Here is a 15,870-nt window from a genome sequence, read left to right as displayed (position 1 = left end):
AAACAGGCTGAAAACCTTACTCTCTCATAGGCGCCGTTGATGCTGACTTTCACCATACGACGTTTGGTACTGGCGATTCCGACTCTGCTGTTCATCAGCCTTGTCATCTTTCTCCTTCTCGAACTTGCACCGGGCGATCCGATGGCCCAGGTGCCCCTGACCGTCCCCCCCGAAGTAAAACAACAGATGCGCGAGGCGCTTGGCCTCGGTGAACCGATACCGGTTCGTTACTGGAAGTGGATCGTCCAGTTCTTTTGGATCGAACCGCAGGTTCTCATAGACAATGTCTTTGGCACCAACCTGACCGAAGGCAAACTCCGCGTGATCTCGTGGCAGACCCGCTCGCCGGTGATGGACATCGTGGTTCAGCGTATTCCCCAGACGCTCTGGGTCGTCGGCACCGCCTATGTGGTCGCCACGCTGATCGCCATTCCGATCGGCATCTATTCCGCCTACCGCCAGTATTCGTGGTTCGATCAGGCCGGGACTTTCGTGTCGATGATCGGCTTTTCCGTGCCGCCGTTCTTCTCGGGTGTTCTGGTGATCGTGATCTTCTCGGTCCAGCTTGGCTGGTTCCCGTCGATCTATGACACGACCCATGTGGTGAACAGCTGGGAAAGCTTTGTCGAACAGCTCCGCCAGATGATCATGCCGGTGATGGTACTGGCGCTTCAGATCACCGCCCAGACCAGCCGCTTCATGCGTGCCTCGATGCTCGACAACCTCAATCAGGATTACGTACGCACCGCCCGCGCCAAGGGGCTTGGCGAATACGCGGTAGTGATGGTGCATGTGCTGCGCAACTCGATGATCCCGGTGGTCACCGTCATCGCGCTTGGCGTGCCTGCCATCTTTGGCGGCGCGATCATCACCGAGCAGGTGTTCAAGGTGAACGGGATTGGCCAGCTGCTGATCACCGCGATCCAGGCCAACGACCTGCCGATGGTGCAGACGCTGACCTTCATCTTTGCCGCGCTGATCGTGATCTTCAACCTGATTGCCGATGTACTCTACGGCATCCTTGACCCGAGGATCCGCTATGACTGATCGTGACCGTCTCGTACCCGACGAAGGCCTCACCCCGGCCTCCGAAGCCCTCCCCGGCGCAGCCGGTCCGCTCAAGATCGACAAGCCACCGCGCAGCCAGTGGGCCGATGTCTGGGACCAATTCAAGCACCACAAGGGCGCCATGGCGGGCGGGATCATCTTTCTCGTCATTGTGCTCACCGTGTTCCTCGGACCGCTTTTCTGGACGCTTGATCCCACGCTGCCCAATATACGGGACCGTAATCAGGGCATGAGTCTCGCGCATCCCTTTGGCACTGACCAGCTGGGCCGCGACATGTTTGCCCGCATGATGGCGGGGGGGCGGACGTCCGTGGCGGTGGGTATTGCCGCCATGCTGCTGGCGCTCTTCCTCGGGTCTTTCGTCGGCGTGGTGGCCGGGTTCTTCAGAAAGCTCGACAGCCCACTGATGCGCCTGACCGACCTGTTCCTTGCCCTTCCGCTCTTGCCGCTGCTGCTGGTCATGATGCTGCTGTTCCGCGAGCCGCTGAACGCGACCTTTGGAACGGAACAGGGGATATTCATCCTGATTGTCTGCGCCATCGGCGTGACAAGCTGGATGCCGACGGCGCGGATCGTGCGCGGCGATGTTCTGGCGTTGAAAGAGCGCGAGTTCGTTCTAGCTGCGCGCTCCATCGGGACGACCAATGCCAAGATGATCACCCGGCATATCCTGCCGAACGTGCTGTCGCCGATCATGGTTTCCGCCACGTTGGGCATTGCCAACGCGATCATCACGGAATCGGCCCTGTCCTTCCTTGGTCTCGGTTTTCCGCCCGACTTCCCCACTTGGGGCCGGCTGCTGTTCGATGCGACCGACTATCTGCAGCAGTACCCGTCGCGTGTTTTCTGGCCGGGCATGGCGATCTCGCTCACCGTGCTGAGCGTCAACTATCTTGGCGATGGTCTGCGCGACGCGCTCGACCCGCGCATTCGCGGACGCTGAAATCAGCCGCGCCGCCGTATTCACCTGCGGCGCGGCCCCTCAATTGCCGTCACGCCCTTGATCATTGCCGGGTTCTGCGCCATCTGAGTGGCCCAACCCCGGATGCGTGAGCTGGCCAATGTTTGAATCTCTTGGTTTCGTCGAAACAACCTCCCGCGAGGCAAGCGTTTGGCTTGGTCTCATGGTGGGTTTTCTCTTTGGCATTCTGGCCGAACGTACGAAGTTCTGCTTTCGCCGCTCTTTGGTCGGTGAAGACCGCCGCGAAGCGATGGGCGTCTGGCTGATGGCGCTGGCTGTCGCCGTGCTTGGCACGCAAGCAGCAGTTGCCCTTGGCTGGATCAGCTTTGCTGAACATCGGTTTCTCTCGCCTTCCCTCCCCGTTCTCGCCATTGCTCTGGGCGGGTTGTTTTTCGGTTCCGGCATGGTGCTGACGCGCGGCTGTATTTCGCGACTGACCGTTCTGACTGGCACGGGCAACCTGCGCGCCCTTACCGTGATCCTCGTATTTGCCACCACCGCCCATGCGACGCTCAAGGGCGTGCTGGCCCCGCTCCGCGTGGGTCTTGGCAGCATGACATTTGAGCTGGGCGAGATCACATCGCTGGCCGCCCTGCCCGGCGGCGGGCTGCTCTGGGCCGGGCTGATCGCTGTCGTCTGCCTTTTCGTGGCACTCCGATCCGGCAACGTCCCGGTGATGCTCGTCCTCGCCGCGCTGCTTGGCCTGCTGGTTCCGCTGGCATGGGTCGGCACAGGGTTCATCCTGTTCGACGAATTCGAACCCATCGCGATGGAAAGCCTCTCCTTCACCTTACCCTCGGCTGAAACGCTGTTCTATGTGGTAGCCTCCAGCGCCATTTCCGCCAGCTTCGGCCCCGGCCTTGTCGGCGGTGTACTGATCGGGGCCATCCTGTCGTCCGTTACCTTTGGCAGCTTTCGCTGGCAGAGCTTTGCCACGCCGCGTCAGACAGGCCGCTACCTGACGGGCGGCGCGATGATGGGCTTTGGCGGGGTTCTCGCCGGTGGCTGCACCCTTGGCGCTGGCCTCTCGGGCGTTCCGACGCTCAGCTTTGCGGCGATCCTCGCCATTCTCTCGATCGCGTTTGGGGGCCTGGCAACCAATGCGCTGCTCAGTCGAGCCGCGCCCGCACCCGCCTGACCATCCACCAGACCAGCAATACGACCGGAATTGTCAGCACTGCCGTCAGCATGGGCTTGCTGATCCCGGTCGCATTAGCCAGCGGATACAGCAGGTAGGACACCAGCGAGACGGCGTAATAGCTGATCGCCACCACCGACAGCCCTTCGACCGTATGCTGCAAGCGCAGTTGCAAATCGGCCCGCCTGTCCATGCTCGCCAAGAGCGCCTGGTTCTGGGCACTGCGCTCCACATCGACACGGGTCCGCAGCAAATCACCGGTGCGGATCGCCCGTTCTGACAGGGCCGAGATCCGGCGTTCGGTCGATTTTACCGTCCGCATGGCAGGCTCATACCGCCGCATCATGAATTCCTGAAAGGTCTGACGCCCGCGAAACCGGGTTTCGCGCAGCGACGCGATCCGCTGGTTCACTAGCGCCTCATAAGCCCCCGTCGCCCCGAACCGAAAAGAAGACGTGGCAGAAAGCGTTTCAACCTCAGCCGAGACCGACAATAGGCTGTGCAGGGTATTCTCCGGCTCGCTTCTTTCCTCTGTCATTGCCACCATAAGCTCCGTCAGGCGCTTTTCCATCTCGCCGATTTGCCCCGACAGGTGACGTGCCCGAGAAAACCCAAGCATCGACATCGACTTGTAGGTTTCGATCTCGCAAAGCCGCTGGACGATACGACCGATGCGCCGGTCACCTGTCTCCGGGTCGACGAACAGTGCAAACCGCATATGGCCCGACGGATCGATCCGGAAATCGCCCGCGATCATTGCCGCGCGTTCCAGCACATATGATGCGGCGAGGCTTTCGGGAACGAACCAGTTAGTCAGCGACGCCTCTATCGCCCGCTCCTCCATCATCGGCATAATATGCATGTTGATCGAGGTGATCCGCTCCCCCGGCGCATTGTCGAGCCAGTCCTTGGGAAAGACCGAGAAATCAACCGGATCAAAGGCCCGGTCGCGCGGCCCGTCAACCAGAACCGAATAGGTCACGAACTCGGTGTGCTGCTCCCACTTGAGCACGTGCCGCCCGATCTGGCCGGAATAATGGATCGCACCGGGCTGCGGATGCGCCACCCCGTGCCGGTCGAGAAGATCAGTCAGATGGGCGAGATCGGCCGCCCGGTCCCGCGCCACCGCATTTTCGCGCCGCTTGATCGCAAGAAAAACTACCGAGGACGGCGCCGACATGATCGGAAAGGGCCGCGCGTGCAGCTCATTGGCCAGTTGATAGCGTAAAGGATGATCGTCGATGGGGGGCATCTTTGCGTCCTTTCCCTGTCACCTTATCCGAGGGCGACCAGAACGCAAACTTAATGTTTTATATCATGTAGTTAACGGAATACAACGGTATACAGCCCCGTCGTGATACCTCGACACCTTCAATCTCTGCGGGTAAGCCCCGCTCCGAACAGGGCTGCCAGATTCGCAAGGCTTTGCTGGTAGGCCGGGTAATCGATCGTCACCATCTTGAGCCCCTTGAGCGCGGCGGTGATCGTCGCGGCAACGCTTTCCGCCTCGGCGGAAAGCTGCACCCGTCCGGCCCGATCTTCGTCGCGCAGCCATTCGGCATAGATCGTTTTCAGCCGCGCTTCTCCGGCAAGGGCGACTTCGTTCGAAATGGACTTGCCCGATTCCAGCAATTCGCGCCCATGGGGTGAGGTCAGCATGTCCTTCATCAGCTGGCCGCCCTGCGCGGCAAAGGCGGCGCTGATCCGTTCGGCGACGCTACCACCTCCTGCCAGCGCCGCTTCCAGTTCCTGCGCCGTCACCTCATAGAAATGCTCGGTCAGCGACCGAAAGATGTCTTCCTTGTTGCGGTAATGCAGGTAAAGCGCGGGCCGCGACATGCCCGCCGCGCGCGCAATATCGTCCATCGAGGTCTTCTTGTACCCATAGGCGGCAAAGGTATTCCATGCGCCAAGCAGGATACTTGTTTGCCTGTGATCTGTACCCATGTCGTTCATGGGAGACTGCCTGACACTTCTATCCATTTTTGTCAATTGACACCCTGACACTTATAGTCCATTTTGTCAAAAGCGAACGTATCGAAGCCAATGCAAAGGATACAAGCAGCCATGTCCACTTCTCTCAAGATCAACGGTAAGACACATGATGTCGACCTGCCAGAGGATGTTCCCCTGCTCTGGGTCCTGCGCGACGAAATCGGCCTGACCGGCACGAAATACGGCTGCGGCGTCGCGGCTTGTGGCGCCTGCACCGTGCACATCGGCGACACCGCCGTACGCAGCTGTCAGGTCGCGCTCGGCGATGTCTGGGGCGATGTCACCACCATTGAAGGTCTGGGCACGCCCGAAACAATGGCCGTAATTCAGGCCGCGTGGGTCGAACATCAGGTCGCGCAATGCGGCTACTGCCAGTCGGGTCAGATCATGCAGGCCGCCGCGCTTCTGGCCGAGAATGACTCACCCTCGGATGAGGACATTGACCTTGCCATGCAGGGCAACCTCTGTCGCTGCGGCACCTATCCCCGCATCCGGGCCGCGATACACGCCGCCTCTGCCAAGATGAAGGAGGTTTAGGCCCATGTCGCGCATCGGTAAAATCGCCCGCCGCTCCTTTCTCATCGGGTCTGCTGCCATCTTTGGCGGCGTCGCTTTCGGCGCCTACAAGATCAACCAGCCCGCCCCGAACCCGCTGAAGCCCTTAACCGGCCAGACCGCGCTGAACCCATTCATCCTGATAGATGCCGAGGGCGTTACCCTGATCGCGCCCCGCGCCGAGATGGGCCAAGGCGTTCACACCACATGGGCGGCGCTCATCGCGGAGGAATTGGACGTGGCGCTGGAAGACGTGCGCGTGCTTCACGGTCCGGCGGGCAAGGCCTATTACAATTCGGCCATGCTGGGCGAAGCCCTGCCCGGCAAGGGCTATGACACCTCGGCCTTCCTCCACAGCGTGGGCGGCGCGCTTGGCCGTATCGGCCGTCTGGTCGATCTACAGCTGACCGGCGGGTCCAGTTCCATGAAGGATGGGTTCGTGCGGATGCGTGAAACCGGTGCCGCCGCTCGTGAAACCCTGAAACAGGCCGCCGCGAACCGGCTTGGCCTGTCCCGCGATGAACTGAAGACCGAGAACGGCATTGTGATCGCTCCCGACGGTAGCCGCTTTACCTATAGTGAGCTGGCCGAAGACGCCGCCGGAATTACGCCCTCGGACGTGACCCTGCGTGACCCGAGCGAGTGGCGTTATCTCGGCAAATCGACGCCTCGCATCGACGTGGTCGGCAAATCCACCGGCACGGCGCAGTTCGGCATCGACACCCGCCTTCCGGGGATGAAATTCGCAGCCCTGCGCGCCAATCCACGCCTTGGCGGCGGCATGAAAGGGTTCGACGCCAGCGCCGCCGAAGCCATGCCCGGTGTCGAAAAGGTGGTAGATCTTGGGAATGCCGTGGCCGTAGTCGCAAACAATACATGGCTCGCGCAGCAGGCGCTCAATATGGTCGAGATCGACTGGGAAGACGCGCCCTACCCGCCCGAGACGGATCAGCTCTTTGACGCCATCGCGCGCAGCTTCGACGAAAAACCCAACTCCGCGATGCGCGATGACGGGGATGCGGAAACCCTGCCCGATGGCGCCACCGAACTGACCGCCGAATACCGCGTGCCTTACCTTGCCCACGCCACGATGGAGCCGATGAACGCGACCGCGCTGCATGATGGGATCGCGCTTGATGTCTGGTGCGGCAATCAGGACCCGATTTTCCAGCAGAGGAAATGCGCCGAACTGGCCGGGATCGAACAGGAAAACGTCCGCATCCACACCACGCTGATGGGCGGCGGTTTCGGACGCCGGGCTGAGCTTGATTTTGCCTCCTACGCCACACTCCTTGCCACCCACATGAAAGGCACGCCGGTTCAACTCACATGGTCGCGCGAGGAAGACATGCGCCACGATTTCTATCGCCCCGGTGCCATCGGCCGTTTCCGCGGCGCGGTAAAAGATGGCCGCGCAGTGCTGCTTGACGGTCAGATCGCGGCGCAGTCGGTGATGGGCCAGTCGCTCAAGCGCTATGCGGGCATTTCGCCAATGGGACCGGACAAGGTGCATGTCGAGGGTGCATTCAACCAGCCCTATGGCATCCCGAACTACCGCATTCGCGGCTATCTGACCGATCTCGCGGTACCGGTCGGATCCTGGCGCTCGGTCGGGAATTCGCACAACGCCTTCTTCCATGAAACCTTCATCGACGAACTGGCCCATGCCGCCGGTCGCGACCCGCTCGATTTCCGGATTGAGTTGGCACAGGGCGTGCACGCGCCGTCCGTCGGCTGCCTCGAAGCGGTGCGCGAGATGTCGGGCTGGACCGGCAAGACACCCGATGGGGTCGGACGTGGCGTCGCTTTTACCTATAGTTTCGGCACCCCCGTCGCCGAGGTGATCGAAGTCGTGGACGAAGACGGCACCATCCGCATCCGCAAGGCCTGGATCGCTTGTGATGTTGGCACCGCGCTTGATCCGTCCATCATCAAAGCACAGATGGAAAGCGGGCTGATCTACGGTCTCTCTGCCGCCTGCTTTGGTGAGATCACTTTTGCCGGTGGCGAGGTCGAACAGTTCAATTTTCCGGACTACGATGCGCTGCGCCTGCATAACACGCCAGAAATCGAAACCCGCATTCTGGAAACCAACCCCTATCTGGGCGGTGTCGGAGAACCGGGAACGCCCCCGTCGATGCCTGCGCTCGGGAATGCCTTGTTCGACCTGACAGGCAAACGGGCGCGCTCCCTGCCCCTGTCGAAGGAATTCGACCTTCTGGCCTGACACTCGGGCGGGTCTGAAGGTCAGCCCAGTTCCATTGTCGCAATAGCCTGCAGGCTGGCGCCGTTTTGTGGGGCCGTGCCGCGATACATGCGGGCCGTTTCGAATCCGGGTTCGAACCCCAGTTCGACAAGCAGGGCGGCGAATGCCTTGCTCTGGGCGGGCAGATCAATGATGACATGTTCACCGGGCACGGCCACCATCGCCGCGCGCGCAAGAGCAAGGCCGCGCGCCGCGTCAGGCGCGATGATCGGACCAAGCTTGACGCCGTCTCGGCATTTTCTCGCAGTAACAAAGCCGACGGTGCTGTCGCTTTCGCACAGTACAAGCGTTTTCCGAGAGCTATCGGGCGCGCACCAGACCGTCAGAAACGTGTCTCTTGCGTACCCGTTCGCCGCCAAGTCGAGCGCGGCGATTGCTTCGGCATCGTCGGTCCGGGCCGAGCGCACCAGAGTCGAGGCTCTGGCCGTCAACCGCCCCTCGTAGCGCGTCGTTGCGCCGCTGCGCTGAAACCCGGACCGGGTGTAATTCGCCTCTTGCGCCGCGACACCATCAAGCCCGACCACACGCTCACCTGCATGTTTCAGGGCATGTTCCCAGAGCGCAAAGGCGATCCCCTTGCCGCGATGCTCGGGCAAGCAGAGGTACAACCCCAGAAAGGCGAAATCGTCCGAATGGTTCACCACTGAAATCGCAGCGACGGGCCGCCCCTCTTTCTCGGCAACAAAGAACCCGTCAGGGTCGGTCGCATAAAAGGCTGTCGCGTCGCCAAGACCGGGGTTCCACCCCTCCGCCGCCGCCCAGTTCAATATCTCTGGCATTTCCTCGGCGAATGCGGTGCGCAGGAGGAAACCACTCATTTCGCAAGCGCCTCTTTCAGCGTACCCGGTATGGAACTGCTGTTGCGAAGGTCCAGCGAGGTCACGAGATCGAGCAGGTGGTTCTTCATCAGTTCTTCGGCCAGTTCCGCGTCGCGATCCGCAAATGCCGAGATCAGCGCATGATGCGCCTGACTTTCACACAGCGCAGCACGGCGCTGCCAATAAAGCGCGATGATAAGCGAAGATCGCGACACCAGTTCCGAGATCATCGTTTCGATAGTTGACTGGTCCGCCATGCGGGCGATCTCGATGTGAAACCGTCCCGACAGGTACAGCGCGCGCCCGCTCTCTCCGGCATCAAGCGCCGCGTGTTCAGCGTCGATATGCGCCTGAAGCGCGCGGATATTGTCATCGGTCATCCGTTTACAGGCAGAATGCGCAGTGCGGGGTTCCAAAAGCGAGCGCGCCTCAAAGACCTCCCGCGCTTCACGCACGGTCGGCTGCGCGACAAAGGCGCCCCGGTTGCGCTTGTGCTGCACCAGATGGCGATGACCAAGGCTTTGCAGGGCAGCGCGTACAGTGGTCCGGCTGATGCCATAGACCTCTCCCAATTCGTCCTCACCCAGTTTCGTACCCGGCGGCAGACGGTGTTCGTGGATCGCCCGTTCAAGATCCGCGGCCACGGCATCGGCTGTTCCCGGCTTTGATTGCAACTCGTTCATAACAGTCTCCAGTCGCGGACGATTCTGCTCTCACGGCGAAATGAGGGCAACCGCAATAGCCGGAGCAGCGGTCGTCGCCATAATTGTATACAATAAAGTTGCAAATTTCGTGCACACGATAGGCGAGAACGGTGAATACTTGTGCAGGGGCAGATTCCGCCGCCGTTTCTGCGCGATTCTTCTGACCTCCTTGCCCGTGGCACGACAAGCTGAGCGCACATCGACCGTTGGAGGCGAACATGCGCACGGGATACGATCTTGAACTGGTGCACCTGACCAAACGCTACGGCGACACCGTGGCCGTGCGCGACATCAACCATGTCTTTTCGCCGGGCAGCTATGTCTGTCTGCTGGGGCCTTCGGGCTGCGGCAAATCCTCGACGCTCCGCATGATCGCCGGACATGAAAGCGTGAGCGAGGGGTCAATCGTGCTGGACGGCTCCGACGTCTCCAGCCTGTCCCCTGCCCAGCGCGGCACCGCGATGATGTTCCAGAATTACGCGCTTTTCCCGCATCTGTCGGTGCGCGACAACGTGGCCTTTTCGCTGCGCATGAAGGGCGTCGACAGAGAAACCCGCCACAAACAGGCCAACGACCTGCTGGATCTCGTGCAAATGTCGGCCTTTGGTGATCGACAGCCCGCGCAGCTGTCGGGCGGCCAGCAGCAGCGCGTGGCCCTTGCCCGCGCGCTGATCACCAAACCCAAGGTGCTGCTTCTGGACGAACCGCTTTCGGCGCTTGACCCGTTCCTGCGCATCCAGATGCGCACCGAGCTGAAAAAGCTCCAGCGCGAGCTGGGCATCATCTTTATTCACGTCACCCACGGTCAGGACGAGGCGCTCGCCCTCGCCGACGAGGTCGTGGTGATGAACAATGCGGTCATCGAGCAGGCCGGCACCCCGCGGGACGTGTTCAACGCCCCGCGCACCGAATTCGTGGCGCGTTTCATGGGCGGTCACAATGTCATCTCGCTGAACGGCGGCAAGGTCGCGCTGCGGGCCGACGATGTCCGTCTTGGCGAAACCGGTTTGCCGGCAACCGTCACCACGGTCGAATACCAGGGCGCGACGGTATCGCTTCTGGCCCGGACCGAGGCCGGAGAAGAGGTCTTTGCGATCCTTCCGGAAGAGTCCTTTTTCAAGGCACCAAAATCCCCCGGCGATGCGGTGACGCTTGCCTGGGACGAGGGGCGGCTGCACCGCCTCCAAGCATGATTTTCAATCCAACAAGGGAAGTATGAAAATGTCCAAGATGAGATACAGCCGTCGCACGATCCTGAAAGGCGGCGTCGCAACCGCTGCCGCAACAGCCTTTCCCGCTCCGATGGTCTGGGCACAGGAAATCAAGGACGTCACCCTGCGCCAGTTCGGCACCGGCGTGTCCAACCTGAACGACGTGGCGCAAAAGGTGAAGGAAGACCTTGGTTTCACGCTGGAAATGACCGCGCTCGATTCCGACAGCGTGACCCAGCGCGCGGCGACGCAGCCCGACAGTTTCGACATCGCCGACATCGAGTACTGGATCTGCAAGAAGGTCTGGCCGACCGGCAACCTGCAGGCGATGGATGTCAGCAAGATCAAGAACTACGACAAGATCGTCGGCATTTTCAAATCCGGCAAGCTAACGCCCGAAAGCGAGATTGCACAGGGCACCGCGCCGCACACCGTGGGCTTTATCCCGGAGCCGGGCGCAAAAACCTTTGCGGATGAACAGACCAACTGGATGACCCTCATCCCGACGATCTACAACGCCGACACGCTTGGCATCCGCCCCGACCTGATCGGCCGCCCCATCGATACATGGGCTGAACTGCTGAACCCGGAATTCAAGGGCAAGGCCTCTATCCTCGACATTTCGTCGATCGGGATCATGGACATGGCGATGGTCTGCGAAGCCATGGGCGAGATCCAGTATGGCGACAAGGGCAACATGACCCGCGAAGAAATCGACAAGACCTTTGCGATCTTTACCGAGGCCAAGCAGAACGGTCAGTTCCGCGCCTTCTGGAAGACCTTCGACGAATCCGTGAACCTGATGGCAAGCGGCGAAGTCGTGATCCAGTCCATGTGGTCGCCCGCGATAACGGCGGTCAAATCACGTGGCATTCCCTGCGTCTACCAGCCGCTGAAAGAAGGCTACCGGAGCTGGGGCGGCGGTATCGGCCTGTCTTCGTCGCTGTCGGGGATCGAACTGGACGCGGCCTATGAATACATCAACTGGTATCTCTCGGGCTGGGTCGGCGGCTACCTGATGCGCCAGGGCTATTACTCGGCCGTGCCGGAAACCTCGAAGGACTTCATGAGCGAGAATGAGTGGGGCTACTGGTTCGAAGGCAAGGAAGCCACCGATATCATCACCTCCCCCACCGGCGACAAGCTGGCGGAAGCCGGCGAGACCCGCGACGGCGGCTCCTTTGAGGAGCGCATGGGCGCCGTGGCCTGCTGGAACGCGGTGATGGACGAAAACCAGTACATGGTGCGCAAGTGGAACGAATTCATCGCGGCGTGATCGTTTCGTAGAAACAAGCGGGGGGCTGTCGGCCCCCCGCACCCCCCGAGAGTATTTCATGCAAGAGGAAAAGGAGGCCCGTCAGATGACGGAGGTCACGCGCGAGTTGGCTTTGCCGGGACCGGTTGACGCCCCGCACCGCAAGAGCATGGGCGCCGGCCTTGTCGGCTGGCTACAGGCCATGCCACTGGCGCTGGTGCTGGTTTTCTTCTTGCTGGCCCCCATCGTGATGATCGTGATCGTCAGTTTCTGGGGAGCAACTGAATTCTCGATCTACCCGGATTTCCAGTTCGACAATTACGCCTTCCTGTTCGGGTCGGACGTGACCTACCGGGTGTTTTTCGCCACGTTCAAATATGCCGTAATCACATGGGCGCTGACGCTGGCGATCGGTTTCACCGTGGCCTATTTCCTTGCCTTTCACGTGCGCAGCCAGTCGATGCAGATCGCCCTGTTCCTGCTCTGCACGATCCCGTTCTGGACCTCGAATATCATCCGCATGATTTCCTGGATTCCGTTTCTCGGGCGTAATGGCATCGCCAACTCGACGCTGATCGACTGGGGGCTGATCGACCAGCCGCTGGAATGGCTGCTCTATTCAGATTTTTCGGTGATCCTTGCCTTTGTGCATCTCTATACGCTGTTCATGGTGGTGCCAATCTTTAACACGATGATGCGGATCGACCCGGTCTTGCTGGAAGCGGCGCGCGACAACGGGGCGAGCGGGTTCCAGAGCCTCGTGCATGTGATCCTGCCGCTGACCAAGCCCGGCATCATGATCGGCACGATTTTCGTGGTGACTCTGGTGATGGGCGATTTCATCACGGTGCGGTTCATGTCCGGTTCGCAACGGGCCAATGTGGGCCGATTGATTTCCAACGATATCAGCTTGCTGCAATACCCGTCGGCGGCAGCGACGGCTGTGATCCTGCTGATCACGGTGCTGATGGTGATCGGGATCCTGCTGCGCTTTGTGAATATCCGGAAGGAGCTTTAAGTCATGGAAAAGCGTCCGCTGAGTTTCTGGTTCCTTGCCGCGTTTTTCGTCCTTTTCGTCCTGTTTCTTTACGGGCCGACGATCACCATTGCGATCCTCAGCTTCCAGGGACCTCAGGGCGGACTGACGTTCCCGATGCGCGGGGCCTCGTTCCACTGGTTCCGTGACCTGTTTCAGGAACAGGCGGTGGGCGATATATGGGGGGCGTTCCGGCGCAGTCTTCTGCTGGGGCTGATGGTCATGGTGACGACGGTGGTCGTGTCGGTGATGGCGGGGCTGGCCTTTCGCAAACGATTTTACGGCTCGGGGCTGCTGTTCTACGTCGCGATCACCTCGCTGGTGATCCCGTCGATCCTGATTTCGCTCGGAATCGGGCTGATCTTCAACCAGCTGGGGTTGCGCGTGCACTGGGCGACGAGCGGTTTCGGGGCGCAGCTGACATGGACCCTGCCCTTTGGGCTTTTGATCATGTTCGCGGTGTTCAACCGGTTCGACAAGAGTTTCGAGGAAGCGGCCCGGGATCAGGGCGCGACCGCCTGGCAGACGATCCGGCACGTGGTGCTGCCGATCATCGCGCCCTCGCTGATCGGGGTGGCACTATTCGGGTTCACGCTGTCTTATGATGAATTCGCGCGGACGCTGCTGACCTCGGGGAGCTACAATACCCTGCCGCTTGAAGTTTTCGGCATGACCACAAACGTGACTTCACCGGTAATCTATGCGCTGGGGACGCTGACGACGCTGTTTTCCTTTGCCATCATCGGGATCTTTCTGATCAGCGCCTGGGTGGTGGGCAAACGGCGGGCGCGGCTTGGGTCGGACGCGGGCAAGGGTGTCTGATGCGGCTGGTGTTCATCAACCCCAATTCGACACAGGCCATGACGGATGCGGTCACTGCCGTGGCGCGCCGAACTTTGCCGGAAGCGGATATCACCGGGCTGACCAATTGCGGCGCGCCGGCGGCCATCGAGGGGGCGGCAGATGGCGAGCTTGCGCTGCCCGGGGTTCTGTCGCTTGTCCGGCGAGCGCGAGAGGCCGATGCGATCGTGATCGCCTGTTTCGATGACACGGGGCTCAACGAGGCGCGCGATGAGTCGGACTGCCCGGTCCTTGGGATCGGTCAGGCGAGTTACCTGATGGCCGAAATCATGGGGCGCCGGTTTTCCGTCGTCACGTCGGTGCCGGTGTCACTCCCTGTGATCCGCGGGAATATCGAGCGATCGGGATTCTCCGGCGATTGCGCCTCGATCCGCGCCAGCGGGCTGCCGGTGCTTGAGATTGACCGTGGGAGCGAGGAAGCCCGCGCGCGCCTGGCCGAGGAGATTCTGCGCGCCCGTGATGAGGATGGCGCCGAGGCGGTGATACTCGGCTGTGCCGGAATGGCCCCGCTGCGCGCGGATCTCGCGGCGCGGACCAGCATGGTGCTGATCGACGGGGTCGCTGCTGCCGCCGTTTTGGCGCAGGCGGCACATCTGGCGGGGTAGGCTTGCGGTCGGGCAGCCGAATAGGGGCGCTGCCCCCGACGCCCGGGCGGGCGTCTCCCCCGGAGTATTTGTCGCAAGAGGAAAAGGGGATTGAGCCAGCTCAAGCCGATTTCGGCAGGGGATGGCGGTGTTTGGAGTCCGCCCAGGCACGGGCGGCGGCTCCGAAGGCCGTGAAGAGCGGGCGCGAGACCGGGTCATCCGCGGCATTCCATTCCGGGTGCCACTGCACGGCGAGGGTGAAGCCCGGCGCATCCCTGACGTAGATCGCTTCGGGAGTGCCGTCGGGCGCATGGCCATCGATCACGATACGGGAACCGGCGGTCTTGATCCCCTGCCCGTGCAGTGTGTTCGTCATCACCTTGGGCGCGCCGAACAGCTGGTGGAAGGGTCCGTTTTCGGTCAGTGTGACCTCGTGCCGGAGGGCAAATTTTTCCTCGAGCGTGCCATCGGGCGGCATGCGGTGATTGCTGCGGCCCGGGAGTTCGCGAATTTCCGGGTAGAGCGTGCCGCCCATCGCGACGTTCACTTCCTGAAAGCCCCGACAGATGCCGAGGAAAGGCTGGCCGCGTTCGACGCACGCCCGCACCAGCGGCAGCACGATCGCATCGCGGGCGCGGTCGAAAGCCCCGTGCGCCTCGGTAGGCGGTTCACCGTATTCCTCGGGGTGGACATTGGCACGGCCCCCGGTCAGGACGAAGCCGTCGCAGCTCTCCATCAGGTCCTCGACCGATACGAGGGCCGGGTCGGCAGGGATAAGCAGTGGAAGTCCGTTTGCCACCCGTGCCACGGCGGTTGAGTTCATCTGGCCACCCGCGTGGACCGGGTACTGGTCGTTCAGGAGATGGACATTACCGATGATACCGATGACGGGACGGGACATAGCCTTGCCTGCTTGTGAGTTAGCCTTGCCTATGTATAGGGAGAGCACCGCCCTTGCAACAAGGGGGCGGTGACGGGATCATGCCTCGCCGGTGAGCCCGGCCGCCTCGATGCCTGCCAATCCGGCAGCCGCATCGTTTTCCGAGGTATCCCCGGTCACGCCCAGCGCGCCGACGACGGCCCCTTTGCGGTCGCGCACCAGAAGGCCGCCCGGCACCGGGACCAGTTGACCGCCGAAGAGCCCGTTGACCGCGCCCATGAAATAGGCCTGCTGCTCGGCCCGGTCCCGCTGGGCGGTGCCGGCCATGCCAAGCATCACCGAGCCATAGGCCTTGCCATGGGCGATGGCAAAGCGGCCCGGCGACGCGCCGTCTTCGCGCTCGAAAGCGATGACGTGGCCGCCCGCATCGAGAACCACCGCAGAGAGCGGTTTCATGTTATTGGCCTTTCCGTGCTCGAGAGCTTTGCGGATCATGGTACGCGCCTTGCGCAGGGAGATAGTCATATCGGGTTCCTTC

The 15,870-nt window shown here is 61.6% G+C and carries 16 protein-coding genes; 10 read left to right on the top strand and 6 right to left on the bottom strand.

Translation table 11 applies throughout. From position 1 onward, the window contains the following. Positions 1–39 precede the first annotated feature (39 nt). The 3 genes from ACU0FH_RS13795 (at position 40) to ACU0FH_RS13785 (ending at position 3,167) form a co-directional block, all read left to right on the top strand. Entirely contained in the window at positions 40–1,047 is a 1,008-nt protein-coding gene (locus ACU0FH_RS13795) for an ABC transporter permease (protein ID WP_238369254.1), read from the top strand. Further along, positions 1,040–2,011, top strand: a complete 972-nt coding sequence (locus tag ACU0FH_RS13790; RefSeq protein ID WP_446195213.1) for an ABC transporter permease — start codon at positions 1,040–1,042, stop codon at positions 2,009–2,011. The genes ACU0FH_RS13795 and ACU0FH_RS13790 overlap by 8 nt, the downstream gene beginning before the upstream one ends. Positions 2,012–2,129: 118 nt before the next feature. Beyond that, complete coding sequence (locus tag ACU0FH_RS13785; protein ID WP_446195212.1) at positions 2,130–3,167, top strand: YeeE/YedE family protein; 1,038 nt, start codon at positions 2,130–2,132, stop codon at positions 3,165–3,167. On the opposite strand, the gene ACU0FH_RS13780 is transcribed toward ACU0FH_RS13785, so the two are convergent. Together ACU0FH_RS13780 and ACU0FH_RS13775 are read right to left on the bottom strand one after the other, a co-directional pair. Next, positions 3,139–4,419 carry a DUF3422 family protein gene (locus ACU0FH_RS13780; protein ID WP_446195211.1) on the bottom strand — a complete coding sequence of 427 codons (1,281 nt, stop codon included), beginning with the start codon at positions 4,417–4,419 and terminating at the stop codon, positions 3,139–3,141. The genes ACU0FH_RS13785 and ACU0FH_RS13780 overlap by 29 nt on opposite strands. A 119-nt stretch (positions 4,420–4,538) precedes the next feature. Continuing rightward, on the bottom strand, positions 4,539–5,123 hold the full coding sequence (locus ACU0FH_RS13775) for a TetR/AcrR family transcriptional regulator (protein WP_446195210.1): 585 nt from the start codon (positions 5,121–5,123) through the stop codon (positions 4,539–4,541). Positions 5,124–5,234: 111 nt separating this feature from the next. On the opposite strand from ACU0FH_RS13775, the gene ACU0FH_RS13770 reads away from it, so the two are divergent. Continuing rightward, complete coding sequence (locus ACU0FH_RS13770; RefSeq protein ID WP_446195209.1) at positions 5,235–5,699, top strand: (2Fe-2S)-binding protein; 465 nt, start codon at positions 5,235–5,237, stop codon at positions 5,697–5,699. A 4-nt stretch (positions 5,700–5,703) separates the two neighbouring features. Then, positions 5,704–7,944 (top strand): molybdopterin cofactor-binding domain-containing protein, encoded by a 2,241-nt coding sequence (locus ACU0FH_RS13765; RefSeq protein ID WP_446195208.1) that lies wholly within the window; start codon positions 5,704–5,706, stop codon positions 7,942–7,944. 20 nt (positions 7,945–7,964) lie between these two features. Here ACU0FH_RS13765 and ACU0FH_RS13760 read toward each other — a convergent pair whose 3' ends face one another. Further along, complete coding sequence (locus ACU0FH_RS13760) at positions 7,965–8,801, bottom strand: GNAT family N-acetyltransferase (protein ID WP_446195207.1); 837 nt, start codon at positions 8,799–8,801, stop codon at positions 7,965–7,967. Beyond that, the gene (locus ACU0FH_RS13755; RefSeq protein ID WP_088633291.1) at positions 8,798–9,484 is read right to left on the bottom strand and encodes a GntR family transcriptional regulator; all 687 of its coding nucleotides are present in this window, start codon (positions 9,482–9,484) and stop codon (positions 8,798–8,800) included. Before ACU0FH_RS13755 ends, ACU0FH_RS13760 begins: the two co-directional genes overlap by 4 nt. A gap of 239 nt (positions 9,485–9,723) precedes the next feature. On the opposite strand from ACU0FH_RS13755, the gene ACU0FH_RS13750 reads away from it, so the two are divergent. From ACU0FH_RS13750 to ACU0FH_RS13730, 5 genes are all read left to right on the top strand, one after another. Continuing rightward, a complete protein-coding gene (locus ACU0FH_RS13750; protein WP_446195206.1) occupies positions 9,724–10,698 on the top strand; it encodes an ABC transporter ATP-binding protein in 975 nt (324 codons plus the stop codon). Between the two features lie 28 nt (positions 10,699–10,726). Then, positions 10,727–11,992 (top strand): ABC transporter substrate-binding protein, encoded by a 1,266-nt coding sequence (locus tag ACU0FH_RS13745; RefSeq protein ID WP_238369264.1) that lies wholly within the window; start codon positions 10,727–10,729, stop codon positions 11,990–11,992. A 148-nt stretch (positions 11,993–12,140) separates the two neighbouring features. Continuing rightward, positions 12,141–12,989 carry an ABC transporter permease gene (locus tag ACU0FH_RS13740; protein ID WP_446195611.1) on the top strand — a complete coding sequence of 283 codons (849 nt, stop codon included), beginning with the start codon at positions 12,141–12,143 and terminating at the stop codon, positions 12,987–12,989. Positions 12,990–12,992: 3 nt separating this feature from the next. Continuing rightward, a complete protein-coding gene (locus ACU0FH_RS13735) occupies positions 12,993–13,829 on the top strand; it encodes an ABC transporter permease (RefSeq protein WP_446195205.1) in 837 nt (278 codons plus the stop codon). After that, entirely contained in the window at positions 13,829–14,473 is a 645-nt protein-coding gene (locus ACU0FH_RS13730; RefSeq protein WP_446195204.1) for an aspartate/glutamate racemase family protein, read from the top strand. The genes ACU0FH_RS13735 and ACU0FH_RS13730 overlap by 1 nt, the downstream gene beginning before the upstream one ends. Positions 14,474–14,573: 100 nt before the next feature. On the opposite strand, the gene ACU0FH_RS13725 is transcribed toward ACU0FH_RS13730, so the two are convergent. Continuing rightward, positions 14,574–15,353: a gamma-glutamyl-gamma-aminobutyrate hydrolase family protein gene (locus tag ACU0FH_RS13725; RefSeq protein WP_446195203.1), complete on the bottom strand. Its 780-nt coding sequence runs from the start codon at positions 15,351–15,353 to the stop codon at positions 14,574–14,576. 78 nt (positions 15,354–15,431) lie between these two features. Next, entirely contained in the window at positions 15,432–15,857 is a 426-nt protein-coding gene (locus ACU0FH_RS13720; protein ID WP_446195202.1) for a GlcG/HbpS family heme-binding protein, read from the bottom strand. Between the last annotated feature and the right edge of the window lie 13 nt (positions 15,858–15,870).

The organism is Heliomarina sp., from assembly GCF_052826185.1.
The sequence above is the reverse complement of the archived record's forward strand: the minus strand, read 5'-3'. Positions and strand labels throughout refer to the sequence as shown.

Coding starts and splice junctions, on each gene's coding strand:
- ACU0FH_RS13795 (WP_238369254.1), top strand. CDS start 40: ATGCTGACTTTCACCATACGACGTTTGGTACTGGCGATTCCGACTCTG.
- ACU0FH_RS13790 (WP_446195213.1), top strand. CDS start 1,040: ATGACTGATCGTGACCGTCTCGTACCCGACGAAGGCCTCACCCCGGCC.
- ACU0FH_RS13785 (WP_446195212.1), top strand. CDS start 2,130: ATGTTTGAATCTCTTGGTTTCGTCGAAACAACCTCCCGCGAGGCAAGC.
- ACU0FH_RS13780 (WP_446195211.1), bottom strand. CDS start 4,419: ATGCCCCCCATCGACGATCATCCTTTACGCTATCAACTGGCCAATGAG.
- ACU0FH_RS13775 (WP_446195210.1), bottom strand. CDS start 5,123: ATGAACGACATGGGTACAGATCACAGGCAAACAAGTATCCTGCTTGGC.
- ACU0FH_RS13770 (WP_446195209.1), top strand. CDS start 5,235: ATGTCCACTTCTCTCAAGATCAACGGTAAGACACATGATGTCGACCTG.
- ACU0FH_RS13765 (WP_446195208.1), top strand. CDS start 5,704: ATGTCGCGCATCGGTAAAATCGCCCGCCGCTCCTTTCTCATCGGGTCT.
- ACU0FH_RS13760 (WP_446195207.1), bottom strand. CDS start 8,801: ATGAGTGGTTTCCTCCTGCGCACCGCATTCGCCGAGGAAATGCCAGAG.
- ACU0FH_RS13755 (WP_088633291.1), bottom strand. CDS start 9,484: ATGAACGAGTTGCAATCAAAGCCGGGAACAGCCGATGCCGTGGCCGCG.
- ACU0FH_RS13750 (WP_446195206.1), top strand. CDS start 9,724: ATGCGCACGGGATACGATCTTGAACTGGTGCACCTGACCAAACGCTAC.
- ACU0FH_RS13745 (WP_238369264.1), top strand. CDS start 10,727: ATGTCCAAGATGAGATACAGCCGTCGCACGATCCTGAAAGGCGGCGTC.
- ACU0FH_RS13740 (WP_446195611.1), top strand. CDS start 12,141: ATGGGCGCCGGCCTTGTCGGCTGGCTACAGGCCATGCCACTGGCGCTG.
- ACU0FH_RS13735 (WP_446195205.1), top strand. CDS start 12,993: ATGGAAAAGCGTCCGCTGAGTTTCTGGTTCCTTGCCGCGTTTTTCGTC.
- ACU0FH_RS13730 (WP_446195204.1), top strand. CDS start 13,829: ATGCGGCTGGTGTTCATCAACCCCAATTCGACACAGGCCATGACGGAT.
- ACU0FH_RS13725 (WP_446195203.1), bottom strand. CDS start 15,353: ATGTCCCGTCCCGTCATCGGTATCATCGGTAATGTCCATCTCCTGAAC.
- ACU0FH_RS13720 (WP_446195202.1), bottom strand. CDS start 15,857: ATGACTATCTCCCTGCGCAAGGCGCGTACCATGATCCGCAAAGCTCTC.